22 protein-coding genes, 1 tRNA gene and 1 pseudogene are annotated in these 20,458 nt (G+C 71.6%); 14 read left to right on the plus strand and 10 right to left on the minus strand.

The genetic code is table 11. The annotated features are described in order from the left end of the window. Positions 1–21: 21 nt before the first annotated feature. Positions 22–429 (minus strand): NUDIX hydrolase, encoded by a 408-nt coding sequence (locus AQJ66_RS09160; protein ID WP_061918961.1) that lies wholly within the window; start codon positions 427–429, stop codon positions 22–24. 107 nt (positions 430–536) lie between these two features. On the opposite strand from AQJ66_RS09160, the gene AQJ66_RS09165 reads away from it, so the two are divergent. The 10 genes from AQJ66_RS09165 to AQJ66_RS09210 all read left to right on the plus strand — a co-directional run bounded on the left by AQJ66_RS09165 (position 537) and on the right by AQJ66_RS09210 (position 7,333). Then, positions 537–1,325 (plus strand): GntR family transcriptional regulator, encoded by a 789-nt coding sequence (locus AQJ66_RS09165; RefSeq protein WP_061918963.1) that lies wholly within the window; start codon positions 537–539, stop codon positions 1,323–1,325. Between the two features lie 166 nt (positions 1,326–1,491). After that, complete coding sequence (locus AQJ66_RS09170) at positions 1,492–1,848, plus strand: SCO3933 family regulatory protein (protein ID WP_061918965.1); 357 nt, start codon at positions 1,492–1,494, stop codon at positions 1,846–1,848. Further along, positions 1,848–3,224: an FtsK/SpoIIIE domain-containing protein gene (locus AQJ66_RS09175; RefSeq protein WP_061918967.1), complete on the plus strand. Its 1,377-nt coding sequence runs from the start codon at positions 1,848–1,850 to the stop codon at positions 3,222–3,224. Before AQJ66_RS09170 ends, AQJ66_RS09175 begins: the two co-directional genes overlap by 1 nt. 34 nt (positions 3,225–3,258) lie before the next feature. Next, the gene (locus AQJ66_RS09180; protein ID WP_061918969.1) at positions 3,259–3,882 is read left to right on the plus strand and encodes a DUF2637 domain-containing protein; all 624 of its coding nucleotides are present in this window, start codon (positions 3,259–3,261) and stop codon (positions 3,880–3,882) included. A 10-nt stretch (positions 3,883–3,892) separates the two neighbouring features. Beyond that, complete coding sequence (locus tag AQJ66_RS09185) at positions 3,893–4,084, plus strand: mobile element transfer protein (RefSeq protein ID WP_061918971.1); 192 nt, start codon at positions 3,893–3,895, stop codon at positions 4,082–4,084. Between the two features lie 16 nt (positions 4,085–4,100). Continuing rightward, positions 4,101–4,295: a hypothetical protein gene (locus AQJ66_RS09190; protein ID WP_061918973.1), complete on the plus strand. Its 195-nt coding sequence runs from the start codon at positions 4,101–4,103 to the stop codon at positions 4,293–4,295. A 25-nt stretch (positions 4,296–4,320) separates the two neighbouring features. Further along, entirely contained in the window at positions 4,321–4,566 is a 246-nt protein-coding gene (locus AQJ66_RS09195; protein WP_061918975.1) for a hypothetical protein, read from the plus strand. A 145-nt stretch (positions 4,567–4,711) separates the two neighbouring features. Further along, entirely contained in the window at positions 4,712–6,007 is a 1,296-nt protein-coding gene (locus tag AQJ66_RS09200; protein ID WP_208611331.1) for a replication initiator, read from the plus strand. After that, positions 6,000–6,182: a helix-turn-helix domain-containing protein gene (locus AQJ66_RS09205; protein WP_061918978.1), complete on the plus strand. Its 183-nt coding sequence runs from the start codon at positions 6,000–6,002 to the stop codon at positions 6,180–6,182. The genes AQJ66_RS09200 and AQJ66_RS09205 overlap by 8 nt, the downstream gene beginning before the upstream one ends. Beyond that, positions 6,182–7,333 carry a tyrosine-type recombinase/integrase gene (locus AQJ66_RS09210; protein ID WP_061918980.1) on the plus strand — a complete coding sequence of 384 codons (1,152 nt, stop codon included), beginning with the start codon at positions 6,182–6,184 and terminating at the stop codon, positions 7,331–7,333. Before AQJ66_RS09205 ends, AQJ66_RS09210 begins: the two co-directional genes overlap by 1 nt. A gap of 68 nt (positions 7,334–7,401) precedes the next feature. On the opposite strand, the gene AQJ66_RS09215 is transcribed toward AQJ66_RS09210, so the two are convergent. The 4 genes from AQJ66_RS09215 to AQJ66_RS09230 form a co-directional block, all read right to left on the minus strand. Further along, positions 7,402–7,477 (minus strand) — tRNA-Arg (locus AQJ66_RS09215). A gap of 347 nt (positions 7,478–7,824) precedes the next feature. Continuing rightward, positions 7,825–8,568 (minus strand): DUF2249 domain-containing protein, encoded by a 744-nt coding sequence (locus AQJ66_RS09220; RefSeq protein WP_061918982.1) that lies wholly within the window; start codon positions 8,566–8,568, stop codon positions 7,825–7,827. A gap of 170 nt (positions 8,569–8,738) precedes the next feature. Next, positions 8,739–9,071, minus strand: a complete 333-nt coding sequence (locus AQJ66_RS09225) for a cupin domain-containing protein (protein ID WP_061919388.1) — start codon at positions 9,069–9,071, stop codon at positions 8,739–8,741. Between the two features lie 25 nt (positions 9,072–9,096). Next, complete coding sequence (locus tag AQJ66_RS09230) at positions 9,097–10,209, minus strand: tellurite resistance/C4-dicarboxylate transporter family protein (protein WP_244162783.1); 1,113 nt, start codon at positions 10,207–10,209, stop codon at positions 9,097–9,099. 226 nt (positions 10,210–10,435) lie between these two features. Between AQJ66_RS09230 and AQJ66_RS09235 the strand changes: the two genes are divergently transcribed. Then, positions 10,436–11,797: a PP2C family protein-serine/threonine phosphatase gene (locus AQJ66_RS09235; RefSeq protein WP_079060149.1), complete on the plus strand. Its 1,362-nt coding sequence runs from the start codon at positions 10,436–10,438 to the stop codon at positions 11,795–11,797. A gap of 18 nt (positions 11,798–11,815) precedes the next feature. On the opposite strand, the gene AQJ66_RS09240 is transcribed toward AQJ66_RS09235, so the two are convergent. The 3 genes and pseudogenes from AQJ66_RS09240 to AQJ66_RS09250 form a co-directional block, all read right to left on the minus strand. Further along, positions 11,816–12,184: a DUF488 domain-containing protein gene (locus tag AQJ66_RS09240; RefSeq protein ID WP_061918984.1), complete on the minus strand. Its 369-nt coding sequence runs from the start codon at positions 12,182–12,184 to the stop codon at positions 11,816–11,818. A 153-nt stretch (positions 12,185–12,337) separates the two neighbouring features. Then, positions 12,338–14,017 carry an IclR family transcriptional regulator domain-containing protein gene (locus AQJ66_RS09245; protein ID WP_061918986.1) on the minus strand — a complete coding sequence of 560 codons (1,680 nt, stop codon included), beginning with the start codon at positions 14,015–14,017 and terminating at the stop codon, positions 12,338–12,340. Positions 14,018–14,068: 51 nt separating this feature from the next. After that, positions 14,069–15,313, minus strand: a pseudogene (locus AQJ66_RS09250) (RNA-guided endonuclease InsQ/TnpB family protein). Between the two features lie 75 nt (positions 15,314–15,388). Between AQJ66_RS09250 and AQJ66_RS09255 the strand changes: the two are divergent. Next, positions 15,389–15,742, plus strand: coding sequence for a transposase (locus AQJ66_RS09255; protein ID WP_061918988.1), 354 nt, complete (start codon positions 15,389–15,391; stop codon positions 15,740–15,742). 112 nt (positions 15,743–15,854) lie between these two features. On the opposite strand, the gene AQJ66_RS09260 is transcribed toward AQJ66_RS09255, so the two are convergent. Then, a complete protein-coding gene (locus AQJ66_RS09260; RefSeq protein ID WP_061918991.1) occupies positions 15,855–17,162 on the minus strand; it encodes a M6 family metalloprotease domain-containing protein in 1,308 nt (435 codons plus the stop codon). A gap of 321 nt (positions 17,163–17,483) precedes the next feature. Here AQJ66_RS09260 and AQJ66_RS09265 point away from each other — a divergent pair, with 321 nt between their 5' ends. Beyond that, the gene (locus AQJ66_RS09265; protein ID WP_061918993.1) at positions 17,484–18,125 is read left to right on the plus strand and encodes a TetR/AcrR family transcriptional regulator; all 642 of its coding nucleotides are present in this window, start codon (positions 17,484–17,486) and stop codon (positions 18,123–18,125) included. Positions 18,126–18,279: 154 nt separating this feature from the next. After that, positions 18,280–19,818 carry an MFS transporter gene (locus AQJ66_RS09270; RefSeq protein ID WP_061919392.1) on the plus strand — a complete coding sequence of 513 codons (1,539 nt, stop codon included), beginning with the start codon at positions 18,280–18,282 and terminating at the stop codon, positions 19,816–19,818. Between the two features lie 18 nt (positions 19,819–19,836). Here AQJ66_RS09270 and AQJ66_RS09275 read toward each other — a convergent pair whose 3' ends face one another. Next, positions 19,837–20,346, minus strand: coding sequence for a MarR family winged helix-turn-helix transcriptional regulator (locus tag AQJ66_RS09275; protein ID WP_061918995.1), 510 nt, complete (start codon positions 20,344–20,346; stop codon positions 19,837–19,839). Between the last annotated feature and the right edge of the window lie 112 nt (positions 20,347–20,458).

Here is a 20,458-nt window from a genome sequence, read left to right on the forward strand (position 1 = left end):
GCCATGTGCAGCGGGTTCGGGCTAGACGAGTTTCACGCCGTCGTGGGCGCGGATGGCCGGCGGGGTCGTCGCGTCGAGTGCGTCCAGGACGCGGATCGAGTACGCCTCGTCGGCAAGTTCGGTGACCTCTTCGCGGGTGGCCCAGCGCAGCGCGCGGGTCTCGTCACCGGTGGTGGGCTCACCGTCGGCGGCTTCACAGCGGAAGACCAGCGAGACGATCAAGCCCGTCATGTTCTTGTAGACGCCGGTCAGAGTCGCGGGAAGCGCGATCTTGATGCCGGTCTCTTCGAGGACTTCGCGCTGAAGGGCCTCCGGGATGGTCTCCTCGCGTTCGAGGATGCCGCCCGGCGGCTCCCAGTGGCCGTTGTCCCGGCGCTGGATCAGGAGGGCCCGCCCTTGGTCGTCCACGACGACCCCGGCGACGCTCACGGAGTGCGGGCGTTCAGTGCTCACGTTCCTCGGCCCTCTCGGCTGGCTAGGCTCTCCACCGTAGCAACAACACTCGCCCACTCGTCTAGATACCTAAAGGAGTACGCGTGAGCCCTCTTCCTTCGGGCCTCCTCGGTGATCTCGACCCCACGAGCGATCGTGCGGTCTTCCGGCAGATCGCCGACCAACTGCGCGAGGCCATCGACCGTGGGCGATTCCGCGAGGGCGAGAAACTGCCCTCCGAAGCCGACCTTGTCGACCACTTCGGGGTTTCCCGGATGACCGTCCGCAACGCCTTCTCCATCCTCCAGGGTGAGGGCCTGGTGCACGCCGAGCACGGCCGGGGAGTCTTCGTGCGGCCCCGACCGCCTGTCAGGCGGCTCGCTTCCGACCGCTTCGCCCGGCGGCACAGGGAACAGGGCAAGTCCGCGTTCATCGTGGAGGCCGACGCGGCCGGCAGTCATCCTCAGGTGGACAGCCTGGAGGTCAAGGAGGAGAAGGCCAGTCAGGATGTCTCCACCCGGTTGGGCTCCGTGCGGCGGGTGCTGGCTCGTCGGCGCCGGTATCTCCTCGACGGGCGACCGGTCGAGTTCGCCACTTCCTACCTTCCCCTCGACATCGCCCGCGGCACCCCGATCGCCGAACCCAACCCCGGACCCGGCGGCATCTACGCCCGCCTCGAGGAGCTGGGCCACCGCCTCGACCACTTCGACGAGGAGATCCGCGCGCGGATGCCCTCGCCTGCTGAGGTCAAGACGCTCCGGCTGGCGGCCGGCGTCCCGGTCATCCACCTCATCCGGACCGCCTTCGACACCGAGGGGAGGCCCGTCGAGGTCTGCGACACGGTCATGGCGGCGGACGCGTACGTCCTCTCGTACCAGCTCCCGGCGACCTGATCGTCATGCTTTGCGGTGGTGCGCGGGGACGCTTCTCCGACTCGTACACCCCAACACGCTTACTCGTATAGACGAGTGGGCAAGTTGTGTGGCAAGGTGATCCCGCGATCCCGATCAAGGGGCTCGCAGGACGCATCTTGTATAGACGAGTAGATAGGAGTGTGCCTTGCGCACCATCCGTGTGGAGACCTCCGCCGCGACGATCCTCCTCACCGAGGCTCCGGAGCCGAAGGTCCGCGACCGGCAGACCGGTGAGATCGCGAAGGACGCCAACAGCGGTGAGGCTCTGATGACGATCGGCGTCGTCTACATCGAGGACGGTGAGTCGTCGCTGATCAAGGTCACCGTTCCTGAGGGCGGCATCTCGGAGGGCCTGGCCCTCGGGGCGCCGGTCTCGCTGCCCGGCCTTGTCGCCCGGCCGTGGGAGTCCGTCTTCAACGGCCAGCAGCGCCACGGCATCGCCTACCGGGCCGCTGCCGTCACCCCGGCCACCTTCCCGGCCGCGACCGGAGCCGCGGCCTGATGTCCGACCTGACGACGCTTCTGGAGGTGGGTGGTCCTGTCGCCGCGCTCGGTGGCGGGGCCGCCTACGCCCGGGCCAAGCACCCGGCGGCGTACTGGTCCTCGATCGGCCTGCCGGTGTCCACGGTCCGGCTGCTCAGCTCGTACGGCTCGGTCATGGAGGCGTGCGACCTGACCGTCACGCCCTCCCGGCTGCGGGTCTTCGCCGTGAAGACCATGAGCCGGCGGGAGGTCCGGCCCGTCCCACCGCGCCGGGGCATCATTCGGCCCACCACGACCGGGCTGCGGCTTCGCCTCCGCCTGGCACCGGGACAGGAACCCGCCGACTTCGCCGCCGCCGCAGAACGGCTGCGACACGCCTGGGGCGTCCACGCCGTGTACGTCACCACGGTCAAGCCGGGAGTCATCGAGCTACGGCTCGTCGGCTACGACGTCTTACGGCGGGTGCGCATGCCGCGCAAGAACGCGGGCGGCTTCCTCAAGGTGCCAGTCGCCCTCCGGGAGGACGCCACGCCCTTCGTTCGCGACTACCGCACCATCCCGCACCAACTCACCCTCGGCGCCACCCTGTCCGGCAAGTCCATGTACCTGCGGCACCTGATCATCGGACTCGCTCCTCAGCCGGTCGCTCTGGTCGGCATCGACTGCAAGCGCGGTGTGGAACTGGCACCCTTCGCATCCCGGCTGTCAGCCCTCGCCACCGACCCGGAGCAGGCGGCCGAGCTGCTGCCCGTCTTGGTCAAAGAAATGGAGGACCGGTACGACCTGATCAAAGCCCGGCAGGGGATCGCGCCCGACACTCCCGACGAGGAGATCACCTCCGACATCTGGGGCCTGCCCGACAGCGAACGCCCGGTGCCCGTCGTGCTGTTCGTGGATGAGGTCGCCGAACTGTTCCTCGTCGCGACGAAGAAGGACGAGGAACGCCGCGACGAGATGGTCACCCAGCTCATCCGCCTCGCCCAGCTCGGCCGGGCCGCCGGCATCTACCTTGAGGTCTGCGGGCAGCGCTTCGGCGCCGAACTCGGCAAGGGCGCCACCATGCTCCGCGCACAGCTCACCGGCCGCGTCTGCCACCGAGTGAACGACGAAGCCTCCGCGAAGATGGCGCTCGGCGACATCGCACCCGAAGCGGTCATGGCCGCCTGTTCCATCGCTCCCGAGCGGCCTGGTCTCGCCGTGGCAGGTGACACCTCCGGCGGCTGGTCCCGCATCCGCACGCCGTACCTGTCCCTCGGGGATGCCGCCGAGACCTGCCGCGAGTCGGCCCACATGGTGCCCGACCTGCCCGCGCTGAAGCCCTTCCGGCCCGACGTGCCTGCACGACCCGTGGAGACCGCGGCTCCGGTCTTCCTGCCGCATCCGGTGACCGACTGACCTTTCCCTGCCCCCCTCCGGAAGGAGCCGCATCATGCGTGCCCGCCTGGCCCGTGTCGACGCGGTGCTCGTCCAGGCGCTCATCGCCGCCGCACTGTCCTTCGCCCACCTGCACGATGTCGCCGTGGCGGCCGGACAGGACGGCTGGAAGGCTTGGGCCTACCCCGTCTCCGTCGACTTGCTGCTCGTCGCCGCCTGGCGTCGACTGCGCTCCGGAACGACCAAGGCGGCGGCCTGGTGCTGGTTCGTCATCGCGCTCGCCGCATCCCTGGGCGCCAACGTCGCCACCGCCGGCCTCCTCGACCTCGGCAACGTCCCGGCCTGGCTGCGCATCCTCGTCGCGGGCTGGCCCGCCATCGCCTTCCTCGGCGGGACCCTCCTCGCTCACAGCGCACCGGAGGCGGACCCCGAACCGGAGGTCATCGAGGACCAGGAGGGCGAACCCGAGACCGCGCCGGCAGCACCTGCCCAACCCGAAGCCGTCGAGGCTCCGCCGCAGCATCCGCCCGTGCCCGTCCCGTCTGCCCTAGTAACCCACGCCCGCAAGGTCGCCGCTGAGCATCACGCCCGTACCGGCGCCCCGATCGACACCATGACCCTCCGTGCTCGCCTCGGCGTCCCGGCCCCCATGGCCGAAGCGATCGCCGCCCACCTCTGAGAGGAGATCCATGGCCGCCAACCGCAGCTTCCGCAACGTCACCCGCATCGGCCCTGTCCAGGTCGGCACCGCCTACGACGGCCACGGCCGCGAGAAGCACACCGCCGCCTGCACCGCCCCGCGCTGCGGCTTCTCCGCCGACTACGACAGCCGCGCCGCCGCCGAACTGGCCGCCCGCACCCACCGCTGCCCCGTCCGCTGAAAGGACCCGGACCACCGTGACCGTCAGCCTGCCGCTCGTCGTCGTCCTCGGCTTCTTCGCCTGGGGAGCGATCAAGTTCCTCGGCGTCCGCCCCTGGATCGTCGTCCTGATCGCCCTCTTCGGCTTCTGGCTCTCGCACACCATCCTCGCCCCCGCCATCGAGTCCGGTACGCGCTCGGGCGTGGGCGTCATAAACGGCTCACATAACTAGACGAGTAGATGAGGAGAGGCCAGCCGTGCTCCAGCCCAAGTACCCGGACAGCCCCACCCCGCCACCTGCCCACATTCACGCCCCGACCGACCCGGCGCCCGTACGGCGCTCGGTGCCGTCGATCTCCGTCGACCGGAACACGGTCGCGGTCGTGCTCGTCGGCGGTGTGGTCCTCACCTCGCTCCTGGCCGCTGTCGCTGTCACGGCCATCTCGGTAGCCGTCGCCGCTGTGGTCCTGCGCTCCCTGCTCAGCGAGCAACACCGGCGCTGAGGAGAGGCCCCCAGCACCCGGGGCGGCCCGACACCGCCAAGCATCCGCCGCCCCGGGTCCCTTCCTCCCGACCGAACCAGTCCGTCAGAAGGAGAACGCCATCTTCACCCGCACCACCACGCCCCCGCTCCCGGAACTCACAAGGCTGGCCGCAGACGGCACCCTGCCCGGTATCCTCCGGCAGCTCTCCGGGCTCGGCGGCTGCACCAACCCGATCCGCCTCGACGGCCACCGCACCGAGTACGGCATCGACACCACCACCGGTGAGATCGGCCGCGTCCTCCAGCGGCTCGACTCGACCGACCTCCCGGCCGGCCAACTCCTCGTCCGCTGCAACAACCGCCGCACCACCCGCTGCCCGGCCTGCGCGGAGGTCTACCGCCGCGACACCTTCCACCTGATCACCGCCGGTCTGCGCGGCGGCAAGGGCACCCCGGAACACGTCGCCGCCCACCCCCGCGTCTTCGCCACCTTCACCGCCCCCGGCTTCGGTCCGGTCCACAACCGCCGCACCGACGGCCGCGCCTGTCGCTGCGGCACCCACCACGACCAGGACGACGACACCCTCGGTACGCCGCTCGACCCGGACACCTACGACTACGAAGCAGCCGTCCTGTGGAACGCGCACGCCGGTCAGCTCTGGCGGCGCTTCTCGACCTACCTGCGACGAGAGGTCGCCAAGCGCGCGGGCCTGTCCCAGCGTCGGTTCCGGGACCACGCCCGCGTCTCCTTCGCCAAGGTCGCCGAGTACCAGAAGCGCGGTGCCGTCCACTTTCACGCGGTCATCCGGCTCGACGGACCCGCCGGCGGAGACACTCCGCCCCCGGTATGGGCGACCGCCGAGCTGCTGACCGATGCCATCGGGGCCGCCGCTGCCAAGGTCCAGGTCGACGGCCCGGTCATCGACGGCCGCGCTCACACCTTCACCTTCGGCCGGCAGCTCGACGTCCGCACCATCCGCTCGGCCGACTTCAACGACGGCCAGGAGCTGACCGAGCGAGCCGTGGCGGCCTACATCGCCAAGTACGCCACCAAGGGCGCCGAGACCGCCACGGGAGCTCTCGACCGCCCGCTTAAGTTCGCCGCCGAACTCGCCCAGCTCGACATCAGCGACCACGCCCGCCGCCTCATCCGCACCGCCTGGGCCCTCGGCGCCCGCAAGGACCTCGAACACCTCCGCCTGCGCGCCTGGGCCCACATGCTCGGATTCCGCGGCCACTTTTCCACCAAGTCCCGCCGCTACTCCACCACCCTCGGCGCCCTCCGCGACGCCCGCGCCGAATGGCGCCGCGCACAAGCCGCCAACGGCTCCGAGCCCGAGACGACTTACGTCCTCGCTCACTGGGTCTTCGCCGGGACCGGCCTGTCCGACGCCGAAGCCTGGCTTGCCGCATCCCTCGAACCCGCACCCGGAACGGAAGGAGAGCCCACCCATGCATGACGACGAACTGCTGACGGTGCCGGAGGTCATGGCGCGGCTCAAGCTCGGCCGCTCCACGGTCTACGACCTCATCCGCTCCCGCCGTCTGCCCTCGATCACCATCGGCCGGTGCCGTCGCATCCCAGCGCTGGCGGTCCGCGAGTACATCACCAACGAACTGGAGGCGGCAGCCTGATGGCCCAGCAGCGCAAGCGCAATCCGAACGGCGCCGGCACCATCACCAAGCGCAAGGACGGCCGTTTCCAGTGCGCGGTCTACGTTCTCCAGCCGGACGGCACCCGCGCCCGCAAGTTCGCCTACGGCAAGACCTGGGCCGAGTGCGACGCCAAGCGCCGGGAACTCCTCGACAAGGTCGACCAGGGCGTGCCCGTGCCGACCCGGTCGGCCAAGCTCTCCGAGTGGCTGCCGTACTGGCTGGACAACGTCATCAAGCCCCGGCGGAAGCTGAGCACGTACGACAAGTACGAGGCGCACGTCCGGCTCTACCTGGTGCCGCTCCTCGGCGCGAAGCGGCTCGAATCGCTGGGCGTCGCCGACGTGCGCCGCTTCCTCGTCCGCTTGGAGGCGGAGGCCACGGCGGCCACGGCCAAGGAGGCTCACCGCGTGCTGCGGTCGGCGTTGTCCTCGGCTTGCCGAGAGGAACTGATCACCCGCAACGTCGCGAAGCTCGTCGAGCCGCCCCGGATCAAGGAACGGGAGCTGAGCCCCTGGACCCTGGACGAAACCCTCGACTTCCTTGCCGCCGCCCGCACAGACCCGCTCTACGCGGCCTTCGTGCTCGCCATCGCGATGGGCCTTCGCCGGGGAGAGATCGTGGGGCTTCGCTGGTCGGACGTCGACCTCGACAATCGGGTGCTCTACGTCCGCCAGCAGATGCAGCGCCGCCGTGGCGTCCTGTACGACGACGATCCGAAGAGCCGCCGTCGCCGTGCCGTCCCGCTGCCCGCTCTCTGTATCGCGCCCCTGCGCTGGCACCGCATGCGGCAGGCGGCTGCCCGTGCCAAGGCGGGGGAGGGGTGGCAGGAGTCCGCGTACGTCTTCACCACCCGGACCGGCCGCCCGGTCGAGCCGCGCAACCTCTACCGCTCCTTCACCCGCGTCGCCCAGTCCGCCGGCCTCCGCGTCATCCGGCTCCACGATGCTCGCCACGGCACCGCGACACTCCTCACGGCGGCCGGGGTCGCGCCCCGCGTCGTGATGGAGATCCTGGGCCACTCGCAGATCAGCATCACCATGGACGTCTACACCCACGTCGTCCAGGACACGCAGCGCGAGGCCATGAGCCACATGGACCGGCTGCTCAGGAGGCGTCGCGGTCGTCAGTGACCGACCCCGTTGATGTCAGAAGCAGATGTCAAAGGCCCCGGACCATGATCGGTCCGGGGCCTTTTGGCTGGTGCCCCCGGCAGGATTCGAACCTGCGACACCCGCTTTAGGAGAGCGGTGCTCTATCCCCTGAGCTACGAAGGCGGGGCCTTGCGTGGAGCGTGGGTGGGAAATCCTGCTGGGCAGGCGCCCGCGCTGTGGCAAGGGTGGGACCGCCGCTAGGGCGGTCTCTGACAGGGTAGCGGATCTGTGGCGGGCGGTGGTGAGGGGCTTCCGGTGCCCCGGGCCGTTCTTGCCCGGCCGGGCTGCTCAAGGCCGGCCGGTTGGGAATCGGCCGTGGTGCTCAGGCACGCCGGGGGCGGGGCTGCTCAGGGCCAGGCGGTCGGAGGCCCCGGGGTTGCCCAGCGCCGGCCGAGGCCCCGGGGTTGCCCAGCGCCGGCCGAGGGGCCGGGGCTGATCAGGCCGGCCTGGCAAAGAGCCGGTCAGTGCGCTCAGGGTCGGCCCGGCACCCGGCCGATGCGTATCTGCCAGCGGTCCGGGCCCGACTCCACGTACTCCCAGGTGTAGGCGCCGGGGTGGGTCGCCTCGAACTCGCGGTGTAGGGGCTTGGGGTCGTGGTTGTTGATCAGGGTGAAGGACTCGCCGGGGGTGAGGCGGGCGAAGCGGGTGAAGATGCGGGGGTGCCGGCGGCCGTGCGGGATCTCGCGGACGTCGACGACCGGGGTCTCCGTCAGGACGCCGCCGTCGAGCAGGGTGTCCAGGTCCGACATGAGGGTGGGCAGGTCGGCTCCGGGGAGGCTGACGAGGGCCGGGAGCAGTACCGTCCGCTCCACCGCGAAGTGCGGTCGGAGTGTCGCCTCGATGGCCCTGGCAGTCGCCGTCGCCGTGGCGGCGTCGTCGGCCTTGGACACCTGGACGATGTACTGGTCCAGTACGGCGGCGGTGGTGCGCAGTGCGCGCACCAGCAGCCGGGTCTCGGCCGCGCCCGAGGCGGTCGCGTAGAGGGTACGGTCGCAGGCGCTCAGGTAACGGCGCAGGTCGTCGGTGCAGAAGCTCGCCAGGGCCGCGCGGACCGTTTCCCCGGCTTCCGCCGGGGGGTCCACCTCGGTGAGGGTGACCAGTCGGCAGCGCAGCCGCTGGTGGATCTGGTGGAGGGCGCTGCGCGCCTGGACGGCCGGGTCGGTCTCGGTCGACTCGATGTAGACGTCGTGCGTGTCGGGTGGCGGCGGCGTCATCCTGCCCTCCGACCCTTCCGTCTCTTCCATCCCTGGCATCGCCATCCCTTCCGTCTCTCTGTCCGTCTTCCTGCGCCTCCCTTACGTTAATTATTACATGTTGTTATTGGAGAAACTGATCCTGGGTGGGGCGTCCGTCGTGGATGCCCGCTCCCTGCCCCCGCCCTCCCTTACTCGTGCTTCGCCACCGTCAGCAGCACCGCCGCGTCCTCCGGCGCGTGCAGGCTGTGGCGCGCCGGGGGGATGGCCAGCAGGTCGCCGGTCGTGCCCTCCCAGCTGTCCTCGCCGCTGCGCAGGGTCACCCGGCCGTGCAGGACCAGGAGGGTGGCCTCGCCGGGGCTGTCGTGTTCGGCCAGTTCCGTGCCGGCGCGCAGGGCCAGGAGGGTCTGGCGCAGGGTGTGTTCTTGGCCGCCGTAGAGGGTCTCGGCGCTGCGGCCGGTGGACGATGCCGCGGCCTTCTCGAGGTGCTCGCGGGCCTTGGCGTCGAGGGAGAGCTTCCGCATGGCCATGAGTGAGTCGCCTTTCCGTTCAGGGCCCCTGGGGCCGGTTCGCGTCCTTGGTGTCGTTCTCGTCCTTCACGTACACCGCTCTGCCCGCCGTCGCCAGCATGGCGGTGAAGACCGCCGCCCAGACCGCCAGTGCCGCCCAGGCCTCGGTGGTCCCGATCGTGGTCATCCAGTCCCAGCCCGCCACCCGGCCCAATTCGCGGGTCGCCACCCCGTACATGCCGACCGGGAAGACCAGGCTCCACAGGCTCGTCTCGTACCGCAGGGGCAGGCGGCGCAGTGCGTGCCGCCACACCCCGAGGACGAGGAGAAGGGGGATCAGCCAGGTGCAGAAGGACCACAGCAGGGCGGACAGGCCCAGCACCACCTGGCGGGGGAGCAGTTCGCGGCCCGGGGGCAGTTCCAGGAGCTTGGCGCCGGCCAGCACGCTGATCGCGGCGGCGCCCATGAACACCCAGTACGGCGGGACCAGTTCCGCGGGCGTCACCGGTTCCAGCAGGAGCCGGGCCAGGGTCAGCGCGGCGGTCAGGAGGTACTGCAGGAGCCCGACGGCCCAGCACACCGACGCCAGGGCGCCCAGGGCCGTGCCGCCGGTGTGCTGGGCGAGGGACGCGGTCGCGACCGCCACGGACTGGGTGCCCACCGCCCAGATGAACCACGTCCCGTTCACCTGCCGCAGCGAGAGGGGGTCACCGGAGCGGATCAGCAGGAGCGGTACGCCGTAGCCGAGCAGCAGCCAACCGGCCGCGCCTACGGCGATCAGCGCGACGGCGACGCCGTGGAGCCGGGCGGTCAGTGCCCTGCTCGCCAGCACCTCGGACGCGGCCACCAGGGTGAGGAAGGAGAAACCGCGCGGGCCGGCGAGGTCCGCGAGGAGCCGCCGCGGCCGCCACGCGGCGCGCCAGACATAGGCCACCCACAGCAGGGCGTACCCGGCCGCGGCGATCACCGCCAGGACCGCCGACGCGGTCGCCGCACCGTCGCCGGCCAGCGCGGTGGAGATGATGCCGGTGGCCATCACGAAGGCGAACGCCCCCGGGCTGAGGTCCTCCACCGAGGAGGCCAGCCAGGAGGTCACCGCGGAGCCCCAGGTGCCGGGCGGCCTGCGGCGACCGGACACTGCGGCCCTCGTCACGGCCCCACCTCCTCCCTGGCGCCCTCCTCCTTCGCCTCCTGCTCCGTCGGGGCCTAGGGCTTCCCTGTACGGCCGATCTTGAAACAGCCGGGCCGGCTCGCGCACGTCACCGGCCCACGGTGCTCGCCGTGCCGGGCTCCCGGCACGGCGAGCGCGTAGGGTGGCGGTGCAGCACGGTGAACGGATGGTGACGTCGTCACCGCCTCTACGGCACCGGGAGGCACGCATGGCGCGCGATTCGCTGCAGCGGCCGGAGCGGCCCGAGCGCCCGGACCACGAGTTCCGCTCACCGACAGCCCCGGCAGCCCCGACCGCCCCGAAGGCTCCGGCAGCTCCGGCAGCCCTCGACCCGCAGCGCATCGGGCACCTGCTGGACGCGGTCGTGGCCCTCAGCGCCGACCTCGACCCCCGGGCCGTGCTGCAGCACATCGTGGACGCGGCCACCGGGCTGATCGGCGCGCGCTACGGCGCACTCGGGGTCATGGGTGAGAGCGGCGACTTCGTCGACCTCATCACCGTCGGGATGGACGGCCCCGACGTATGCGCGGGCATGGGGCTGCCGCAGCGGCACGGGCTGCTGGGCGGTCTGGTCGCCGACCGGCGGCCGCTGCGGGTGGCGGACATCCTGGCCGACCCGCGCTCCGTCGGCTTCCCGGACGGGCACCCGGTCATGACGACGCTGCTGGGCGTGCCGCTGATGGTGCGCGGCACCGTGTACGGCAACCTCTACCTGGCCGACAGGCGCGACGGAACGCCGTTCACCGAGGACGACGCGGCGCTGCTGACGGCGGTGGCCAGTGCCGCGAGCATCAGCATCGAGAACGCGCGGCTCTACCAGAGCCTGAAGCACGCGGCCGAGCACTTCCAGCGCCGTATGCTGCCCACCCTTCCCGACCTGGGTCCCCTGCGGGCCGAGGCGCACTACCAGCCGGCCTCGGAGCTGCCCCGGCTCGGCGGGGACTGGTACGACGCCTTCGTGCTGCCCGACGGTGCCACCTGCGTCGCGATCGGCGACGTCACCGGTCACGACGTCGAGGCCGCCCCGCTCATGGCGCAGATCCGCAACATGCTGCGCGCCCTCGCCTACGACCAGGGCGGGCCGCCCGGCCTGATCGTCTCCAAGCTGGACCGCGCCCTGACCATGTTCGCCGAGCCCCCCACGGCCACCCTGATCCTCGGCCGCGTCGAGCAGGGCGGCGGCAGCGGTGGCGGCGACAGCCCCTGGACCTTCCGCTGGAGCAACGCGGGGCATCCTCCGCCGCTGCTGGTCGGCGCGGACGGCGGTACCCGCTACCTGGCGCCCGTCCAGCACGGGATTCCGGTCGGCGTCGATCCGTCCGTCCCCCGGTTCAGCCACGAGTTTCCGCTCACGCCGGGAGACACGCTGCTGCTGTTCACCGACGGGCTGGTGGAACGCCGGGGCCAGGACATCGACACCGGCCTGCGCGCCCTCGCCGAGGACGCCTCCCTGCTGGCCACGGCTCCGCTGAAGGACCTGTGCGGGGAACTGGTCGCCGGGCGCGGCCAGGTGTTCGACGACGATGTCGCCGTGCTGGCACTGCGCATCCCGGGCCCGCGCGAAGGCTGAGGAGGCGCGTCAGCGGGGTCAGCGGCGGGAGCGCCCCGACAGCCACTCGGCCAGGACGGCGGCCTGACTGTGCTCCACGTCCTTGGTGGCGGTCAGGAGCGTCACCCGGTCGTGGGCGGCCAGTTCCCGCAGGTGCCCGGCGGCCTCGCGATGCCCGGCGTCGCGCAGTTCGGCGCGGTAGCGGCGGCGGAACTCGTCGTACTTCTCCGGCTCGTGGCCGTACCAGCGGCGCAGTTCGGTGGACGGGGCGACGTCGCGCAGCCACTCGTCCAGGTGCGCGTCCTCCTTGCGCATGCCCCGGGGCCAGATCCGGTCGACGAGCACCCGCTTGCCGTCCTCGGGCGAGGTCTCCTCGTAGACGCGGCGACAGGTGATCCGTACGGCCATGAGGGCACCCTCCAGATCGATCGGCTCCCTTGATCCTGACCCGACTGCCGACTGCCGACTGCCGACTGCCGACTACCCGCGGAACCGCCGTGCTACCCCCGACACCGCCGCGCTACCCCCGGCAGCACCGGCCACCGGCCGGCAGTCACCGGCTCACGTCGGCGGGACGCGCGTGAAGCGGGACGCCGTGTGCAGGTCGGCCTGGATGCGGTCGGCGGTGGCGCGCAGGGCGGGGAGGAGGTCGTGGACGCAGTCCTCCAGGGTGCGGCGGGCCGCGTGGGTGGCCACGTCGATGGCCGCGACCGCCCGGCCGCCGCGGTCCCGTACGGGGACGGCGATGGAGCGCAGGCCCGACTCCAGTTCCTCGTCGGCCAGCACGTAGCTCCGGTCGCGGACCTGGGCGAGGTCCGGTGGCAGGGGGTCCGCGGCGTCGGCGAGGAGGACGCGGCCCAGGGACGTCGAGGCGGCCGGGAGCCGTGCGCCCACCGTGATGTCCGCGGTGAGCACGCGGCTCGCGCCGGCGCCGGCCGTGTACTGGATCTCCGTGCCGTCCCCGGTCAGCACCGCCAGCGCCACCGGCTCGCGCAGCCGCTCGGCGAGGGCCCGCAGGTGCGGCTCGGCCAGGCGAGGCAGGGCGGTGCGCGAGAGCGCGGGGAAGCCGAGGTCCAGGACGCGGGGGGTGAGGGTGAAGGTGCGGGGGTCGGGGCCCGGGGCCACCAGGCCCAGGTGCTCGTGGGTGATCAGGGCCCGGCGGGCCGTGGCGCGGGTCAGGCCGGTCGCCCGGGCCACCTCCGTCAGGGACAGCGCGGACCGGCCCTCGCCGAACGCGGTGAGCACGGTCAGGCCCCGGGCCAGGGACTCGACGAACTCCCGGCCCAGCTCGTGCTTGGACGCCGTCGTCCAGGTCGCCAGGCCCGACGGCGCCGGGCCGGGGCGGGACGGGGCCGCCTCGCGCAGGTCGGCCTCCATCGCCGCCACCGCCGTACGCAGGCGGGGGAGGAGGGCGGTGCGCAGGCCGGCCGCCGGGTGCCGGCTGGTGTGGCTGACCACGCTCGCCACGCAGGCCGTCCGGCCGGTGGCCGGATCCCGCACCGGCACGGAGACGGCGACCAGACCCGGCTCGATCAGCTGGTCGTCCAGCGCCCAGCCGTCCCGGCGGGCCCGGTCCGCCCGCCGCTGGAAGTCGTCCCCCTGCTGGGAGTCGTCCCCCTGCTCGAAGCCGTCCCGCTGCCAGAAGCCGTCCCGCTCCTCGGAGTCCTCCGGGGCGGACGCGGGGCGGGGCGGTACGGCGGGGAAGGCGGCGTCCTGGGGGTCGGCGGCCCGGCGGGTGCGCCACCTCGCCCACTCCGCCCCGGTCCGCTCGGCCGCGAACAGCGCTCCCGGCGCCGTGCGTTCGGCCGGGAGCAGGTCGCCGATGCGGAAGCTCACGGACAGCGCGCGGCGGCGGGTGGCCTGGTGGATGAAGCGGATGCCGTCCAGGTCGGCGACGGCGAGCGACACCGACTCGTCCAGCTCGTCGGCCAGGGCGTCGGCGCGGGCGCCGAGCAGCGCGGGCAGGCGCAGGGCGGCGAGGTAGGCGTTGCCCAGCTCCATCACCCGGGGGGTCAGCACGACGTCCCGGCCGTCGAGGCGGACGTATCCCGTGCGGGCCAGGGTGGCGGTGATCCGGTCGACCGTGGACCGGGCGAGCCCGGTGGCCCGCTCCAGCCCGCTCGGGCTGAGCGCCCCGCCCGCCTCGGTCAGCCGCCGCAGTACGGCGATCCCGCGGATCAGCGGCGCGACCGCCTCGGCCGGCGGCCCGGCGACGTCGTCCAGTGCGGTCTTCGCGGGCATCGGGTCTCCGGTACGGCTTACGGGCACGCCTACGTTGACGTGCTCCCTGGCCTAAAGTCCAGGGATTCCGGCCTGGGTCGTCCGACCCTTCCGGGGGCTTACTGCTTCACCGCGCGGTGCGGGCACGTGTGCCCGTCTTAACCGGCGCTCCACAGGCGTTTGGTGTCTCCGCCCGTCCGGCGGCGACGATGCGGCGTCCTTCGGAGAGGACGTTGCGGGCTGCGTTGTGGTCGCGGTCGTGCACAGCGCCGCACTCGCGGCACGTCCATTGCCGGACGTGCAGCGGCTTGGGGCCGTCCCTGAACCCGCAGGCCGAGCAGATCTGGGAGGACGGGAAGGCCCGGTCCACCTTGGCGAAGGTGCGGCCGTGCAGAGCCGCCTTGTACTCCAGCATGCCGACGAACGTGGACCATCCCGCGTCGTGCACGGACTTGGCGAGCCGGGTACGCGCGAGGCCGCACACCGCGAGGTCTTCCACGTACACCGCTTGGTTGTCGCGGATGATCTGTGTGGATGCCTTGTGGTGGAAGTCCCGGCGCCGGTCGGCGACCTTGGCGTGCTGGCGTGCGACCCTGACACGGGCCTTGGCCCGGTTCTTCGATCCCTTGGCCTTGCGGGACAGCTCCCGCTGGAGGCGCTTGAGTTTCTTCTCGGCCCGGCGCAGGAAGCGAGGGCTGTCGATCTTGCGACCGTCGGACAGGACGGCGAAGGCGGACAAGCCGAGGTCGACGGCGGCCTCCGCCTCCACTTCCGGGAGGATGTCCGGCTCGGTGTCCACGACGAAGCTGAGGAAGTACCTGCCGGAGCTGTCCTTGGTGACGGTCAGGGACGTCGGTGCCGCCGGAAGCCGGCGGGACCACGTGACCTTGAGGTTACCGACCTTGGCCACGTACACCGTGCCGTCGTCCTGGAGGGGGAAGGCGTTGGTGTTCAGGCGGATCGACTGCCGGGTGTCCTTTTTCGACTTGTAGCGGGGTGAGCCGACCTTGCGACCCTGCCGCTTGCCCTTGACCGAGTCGAAGAAGTTTTTGTAGGCGGCGTCCAGGTCCCGCAGGGACTGCTGCAGGACCACCGCCGACACCTCGGCGAGCCAGGCCCGCTCCTCGGTGCGCTTGGCCTGGGTGATGCGCAGTCGGGACAGCTCGGCCGACGTCACGTATGGCAGCCCTGCCGCGTGTGCTTCCTTACGGTCGCGCAGGCAGTCGTTCCACACCACGCGGGCGCACCCGAACGCTTTCGCCAGCGCATGCGCTGGGAGGCGTCCGGGTAGGCCCGGTAGTTATAGCGGAGCTGCATGACCAGGACACCACGACAATTGATCTCATGCGTGGGCAGAACGGCTAAAGATGTGGCAGGCAGGTCGTTTCGGCGATGCATGTGCACTCGAATTTCGTGACGAAGTGCCAGCGCGGTGTGCTCGACGATGAGATGCCGGCCCGCTGCGAAGAGATCATGCGCAAGGTGTGCGAGGACTTCGAAGCGGAGTTGAAGGAGTTCAACGGCGAACGCGATCAGGTCTACCTCCTGGTGCACTACCCGCCGCAGGAGTTCACCGGCCGGATCAACCGCGCCATCACGCACGGGCACCTGTGGTCGCCCTCCTATTTCTCCGCGTCGTGCGGCGGGGCGCCGTCGGCAATCGTCCGCCAGTACATCGAGCAGCAGAAACGCCCGCTCCAAGGTGCACGTCAGAGCAGCCTTGAGACGCATTCATCCCCGACGTGAACGCCGGGGCTTTCCGCAAGGAACCCGGTAAACCCGCCCGCACGGCACCCGGCCACCCACGATCCCCACCCGACCACCCGCGATTCCCCTGCTGCGGTTCCCGCCATCCCCGCTATCCCCGGACCACCCGCACCCGGTAGTTCCCGTCGTCGTCCGCGCCCAGCACCTGCACCGTGATGTGGTGCCGCGGGTCCTTGAAGCTCTGGCCGGGGGAGAAGGGGGCGTCGGAGAGTTCCGTCTGGACGTTGGGGACGCGGGTGCAGCCGCCGCTGCCCCGGTGGGCGTCGTAGACGGTGACCGGGCCGTGTCCGGTGTCCACCGTGGCGTCGACCTTGTAGATGAGGATGCCGGGCTTGCACACCGCCTCGTCGTTGCCGCCGGGGGCGCGCAGCTCCAGGGCGTACAGCGTGCGGGAGTCGACGGGGACCAGGACGAGCTTCGCGCCGCCCGGCCGGTACAGCGGGGTCAGCGTGTACGTGACGCTGCCCCGGCCCGACGCGCAGCCCACCTGGCTGCCGTCCAGCCAGCCCAGCTTCCACTTGTGCCAGCCGAGCAGGTCGTTGTCGGGCCCCCAGTCCTCGCTCATGATGTCCCAGTGGCCGACCGCGCCGCCGCCCTCGGGTGTGTAGAGGTCGGGCAGGCCGAAGGTGTGGCCGTTCTCGTGCGGCAGGACGCGGTAGCCGGTGCGGTCGTAGGTGCCGGAGCCGTCGTCCTGCCGGGAGTAGACGAAGGACGCGTTCGCCACGGCGACCCCGTCGGCGACCGGGGCGTCGGCGTTGTCGGCGAAGGTCACGGAGAGCACGGTGTCCAGGGCGGAGGGGCCGGCGTTCGGGGTGACCAGCACGTTCAGCAGGTCGTACGAGCGGAAGTCCACCTTGGGATCGGCGGCGGCCACGAGATCCTGGACGAGTTGCCGGTAGCCGGGGTCGAAGGGGGCGCCGCGCTCTATGCCGTACGAGCGGAACGGTTTCGGCATCCGCAGCCAGCCGGTGACCGGGGTCTCGGGGCGGTAGTCGAGGCGGCCGTAGGACGCCTTGCGGAACCACTCGCGGGTCTGCGGGAAGAACTCGTGGAAGCGGTCCATCGCGCTGCCCTGTCCGGGCGCGTCGGAGAAGTCGACCATCAGGGTCAGGGCGTGCACCGTGCCGGTGGAGCGGGAGTACCCGGCCGGCGTGGGTATGCCCTCCGTCATCTGCACGTCCGGGCCGCCGTGGATCGCGCAGGGGGAGTGGGCCGAGGAGCGGGTCAGGCCGATCGGCCCGGCGGTGGTGGGCGCCGCCAGATGCCCGGCCCCGGCCGAGGTGCCGACCGCGAAGGTCAGGACGGTCACCGCGCCGAGGGCGGCCATGCGGCGCCGGCGTATGCGGTCGGGTCGCGTGCGGCGGGGGCGTATGCGGCGGCGCGGCGACTGCGGCTGCATGCGGGAACCTCCGCTCCACGGCAGCCCCCGGTCACCGGCTGCGCCCTTGCGATCACCCTGTGTCGGTGGGGCGGCGGGCGCGCGCTGGGGGAGACCGATCGTGCGAATCGCGGCGCGGGCGGGGGTGAATACCCCGACGGACAGGTGTGGTTCAGGTCACACCAAATCCTTCCGGGGGTGGGAAATAACCGGGGAACCTCTCCCCGTTTAGCACTGTGTCCGAGCGAAACGGGGACTCGCTCCCCGGATCGCCCCGAAGTCACCGAAGCCACCGAAGCCACCGAGGACCCGAGAGGTCTTCCGAGAACCGAGGAGTACGCCGTGCAGACCGCCACCCCCGCGCGCAAGGTGACCCGGCCCCGCGCCGACGCCCTGCGCAACCGGGAGCGGATCGTCGCCGCCGCCCGGGAGATGTTCGTCGAGGACGGCCCGGACGTGCCGTTCGACGAGATCGCCCGCCGGGCCGGCGTCGGCAACGCCACGGTGTACCGCAACTTCCCCGACCGTGACGCCCTCGTCCGCGAGGTCGTCTGCTCCGTGATGGACCGTACGGCCGAGGCGGCCGAGCGGGCCCTCGCGGAGACCGGGGACGCCTTCGCCGCGCTGGAGCGATTCGTGCACACCGCCGCCGACGAGCGGATCAGCGCGCTGTGCCCGATGGTCTGCGGCACCTTCGACAAGAACCATCCCGACCTCGAAGCCGCCCGGGAGCGCGTCGAGCGGCTCGTCGAGGAGGTCATGCGCCGGGCCCGGGAAGCGGGCCGGCTCCGCCCCGACGTGGGCGTGGGCGACCTGCTGGTCGTCGTCGCCCAGCTCAGCCGGCCGCCGGCCGGCACGGACTGCCTGCGGGGCGACCGCTTCGTCCACCGCCATCTGCAGCTGTTCCTGGACGGACTGCGGGCACCCGCCCGTTCGGTCCTGTGCGGTACGGCCGTGACCGTCGAGGAGCTGCGCCGGCCCTGACCGACACCGATGAGTCCGGCCCCCGGCCGGAGTCAGCTCCCTGCAACCTCCCATGACGCACCAGGTTCCCGGCCGTCAGCGACGACGAGCCGGCGAGCCCCGCCCTGCTCTTTTTCGCTTCTTTCCGTCACGAAGTCCCGAAGTGGGTACCTCCATGTCCGAAACAGCCCGGAAGGCTGCCGGCGCCGCCGCACCGAGCGGTGACGCCAACCGCTGGAAAGCGCTCGTCTTCATCGCGCTCGCCCAGCTGATGGTCGTCCTCGACGCCACCATCGTGAACATCGCCCTGCCGTCCGCCCAGACGGACCTCGGCATATCCGACGGCAACCGGCAGTGGGTCGTCACCGCCTACGCCCTCGCCTTCGGCGGTCTGCTGCTCTTCGGCGGCCGGGTCGCCGACCTGTGGGGCCGCAAGCGCGCCTTCGTCACCGGCCTCGCAGGGTTCGCCGCCGCCTCGGCGCTCGGCGGCGCGGCGACCACCGGCGCGATGATGTTCGGCGCCCGCGCGCTGCAGGGCGTCTTCGGCGCGCTGCTCGCCCCGGCCGCGCTGTCCCTGCTCGCCGTGATGTTCACGGACGCCAAGGAGCGCGCCAAGGCGTTCGGCATCTACGGCGCGATCGCCGGTGGCGGCGGCGCCGTCGGCCTGATCCTCGGCGGCTTCCTCACCGAGTACCTGGACTGGCGCTGGACCTTCTTCGTGAACGTCCCGTTCGCCGTCGTCGCCGCGGCCGGCGCCTACTTCGTCATCCGGGAGCCGGAGGGCGGCCGCAACCGCTCCCCGCTCGACGTGCCGGGCGTCATCCTGTCCACCCTCGGCCTGGTCGCGCTGGTGTACGGCTTCACGCGCGCCGAGTCCGACGGCTGGGGCGACGGCCTCACCGTCTCGATGTTCGTCGCGTCCGCGGTGCTGCTGAGCGCCTTCGCGCTCGTCGAGTCCCGGGTCAAGGCCCCGCTGCTGCCGCTGCGCGTGGTCACCGACCGCAACCGCGGCGGCATCTACCTCTCGCTGGGTCTCGCGATCATCGGCATGTTCGGCCTCTTCCTCTTCCTGACCTACTACCTGCAGGTCGTGAAGGGCTACTCGCCGGTCAAGACCGGGTTCGCGTTCCTGCCGATGGTGGCCGGCATGATCACCGGCTCCACGCAGATCGGCGCCCGGCTGATGACCCGCGTCCCCGCCCGCCTGCTGATGGGCCCCGGCTTCTTCGTCGCCGGCCTCGGCATGCTGCTGCTGACGCAGCTGGAGATCGACTCCTCGTACGCCACCGTGCTGCTGCCCGCCATGGTGCTGCTGGGCCTGGGCATGGGTACGGCGTTCATGCCGGCGATGTCCCTGGCGACCCAGGGTGTCCAGCCCCGGGACGCGGGTGTGGCCTCCGCGATGGTCAACACCTCGCAGCAGGTGGGCGGCGCGATCGGCACCGCCCTGCTGAACACGATCGCCGCCTCGGCGACCACGTCGTACATCCGGGACCACATCGCCGGCGCCACCGCCAAGCCGCAGCAGCAGCTGGTGCAGCTCCAGGGCATGGTGCACGGCTACAGCACGGCGATCTGGTTCGCGGTCGGCATCCTGGGCCTGGCCTCGCTGATCGCCTTCACCTTCGTCAACGCCGGCCGGCCGGGAGCCGCCGTGGTGGCCTCCGGCGAGGGCGCCGAGGACGAGGTGCCGGTGCCGGTGGTGGCCCACTGAGCGGCCGCCCCTGAGGAGTCAGCGGAGCCAGGGCAGGTCCGCACCCGCTTCGTCCGGCTGAAGGCCCTCGGCGACGATCGTCATGATCTCGCCGAGGGCCTTCTGCTGCTCCGGGGTCAGCCGGTCGAACAGCGCCTGCCGCACGGCGGTCACGTGGCCGGGGGCGGTCCGGCGCAGCACCTCGGCGCCCGCGTCGGTGAGGACCGCGAACTGGCCGCGCTTGTCGGAGGGGCAGTCCTCGCGGCGGACCCAGCCGCTCTTCTCCAGGCGCGCCACGGCGTGCGAGAGGCGGGAGCGGGTGATCTTCGACCGCATGGCCAGCTCGGTCATCCGCAGCCGCCGCTCCGGCGCCTCGGCGAGGCCGACGAGCAGGCCGTAGTAGATGTGCGGCATGCCCGCGTCGCGCTGCAGCTGCCGGTCGAGATGGTCCTCCAGCAGGGTGGTGGCGTGCAGGTAGGCGCGCCAGACGCGCTGCTCCTCGGCGCTGAGCCAGCGGTCCCGGCCGGCGGTGTCCGTTGCCGTGTTCATGCGTCCACTGTACGAGGCATCTCCTTGAATGTTGAACAAGTCGGACGTACCCTGTGTCGTAGAACTTGAGAGTTGAAGCACCCTGAGGGGTGAAACCAGCACAACCGGGAGC

The organism is Streptomyces bungoensis, assembly GCF_001514215.1.
GTDB classification, from domain to species: Bacteria; Actinomycetota; Actinomycetes; order Streptomycetales; family Streptomycetaceae; genus Streptomyces; species Streptomyces bungoensis.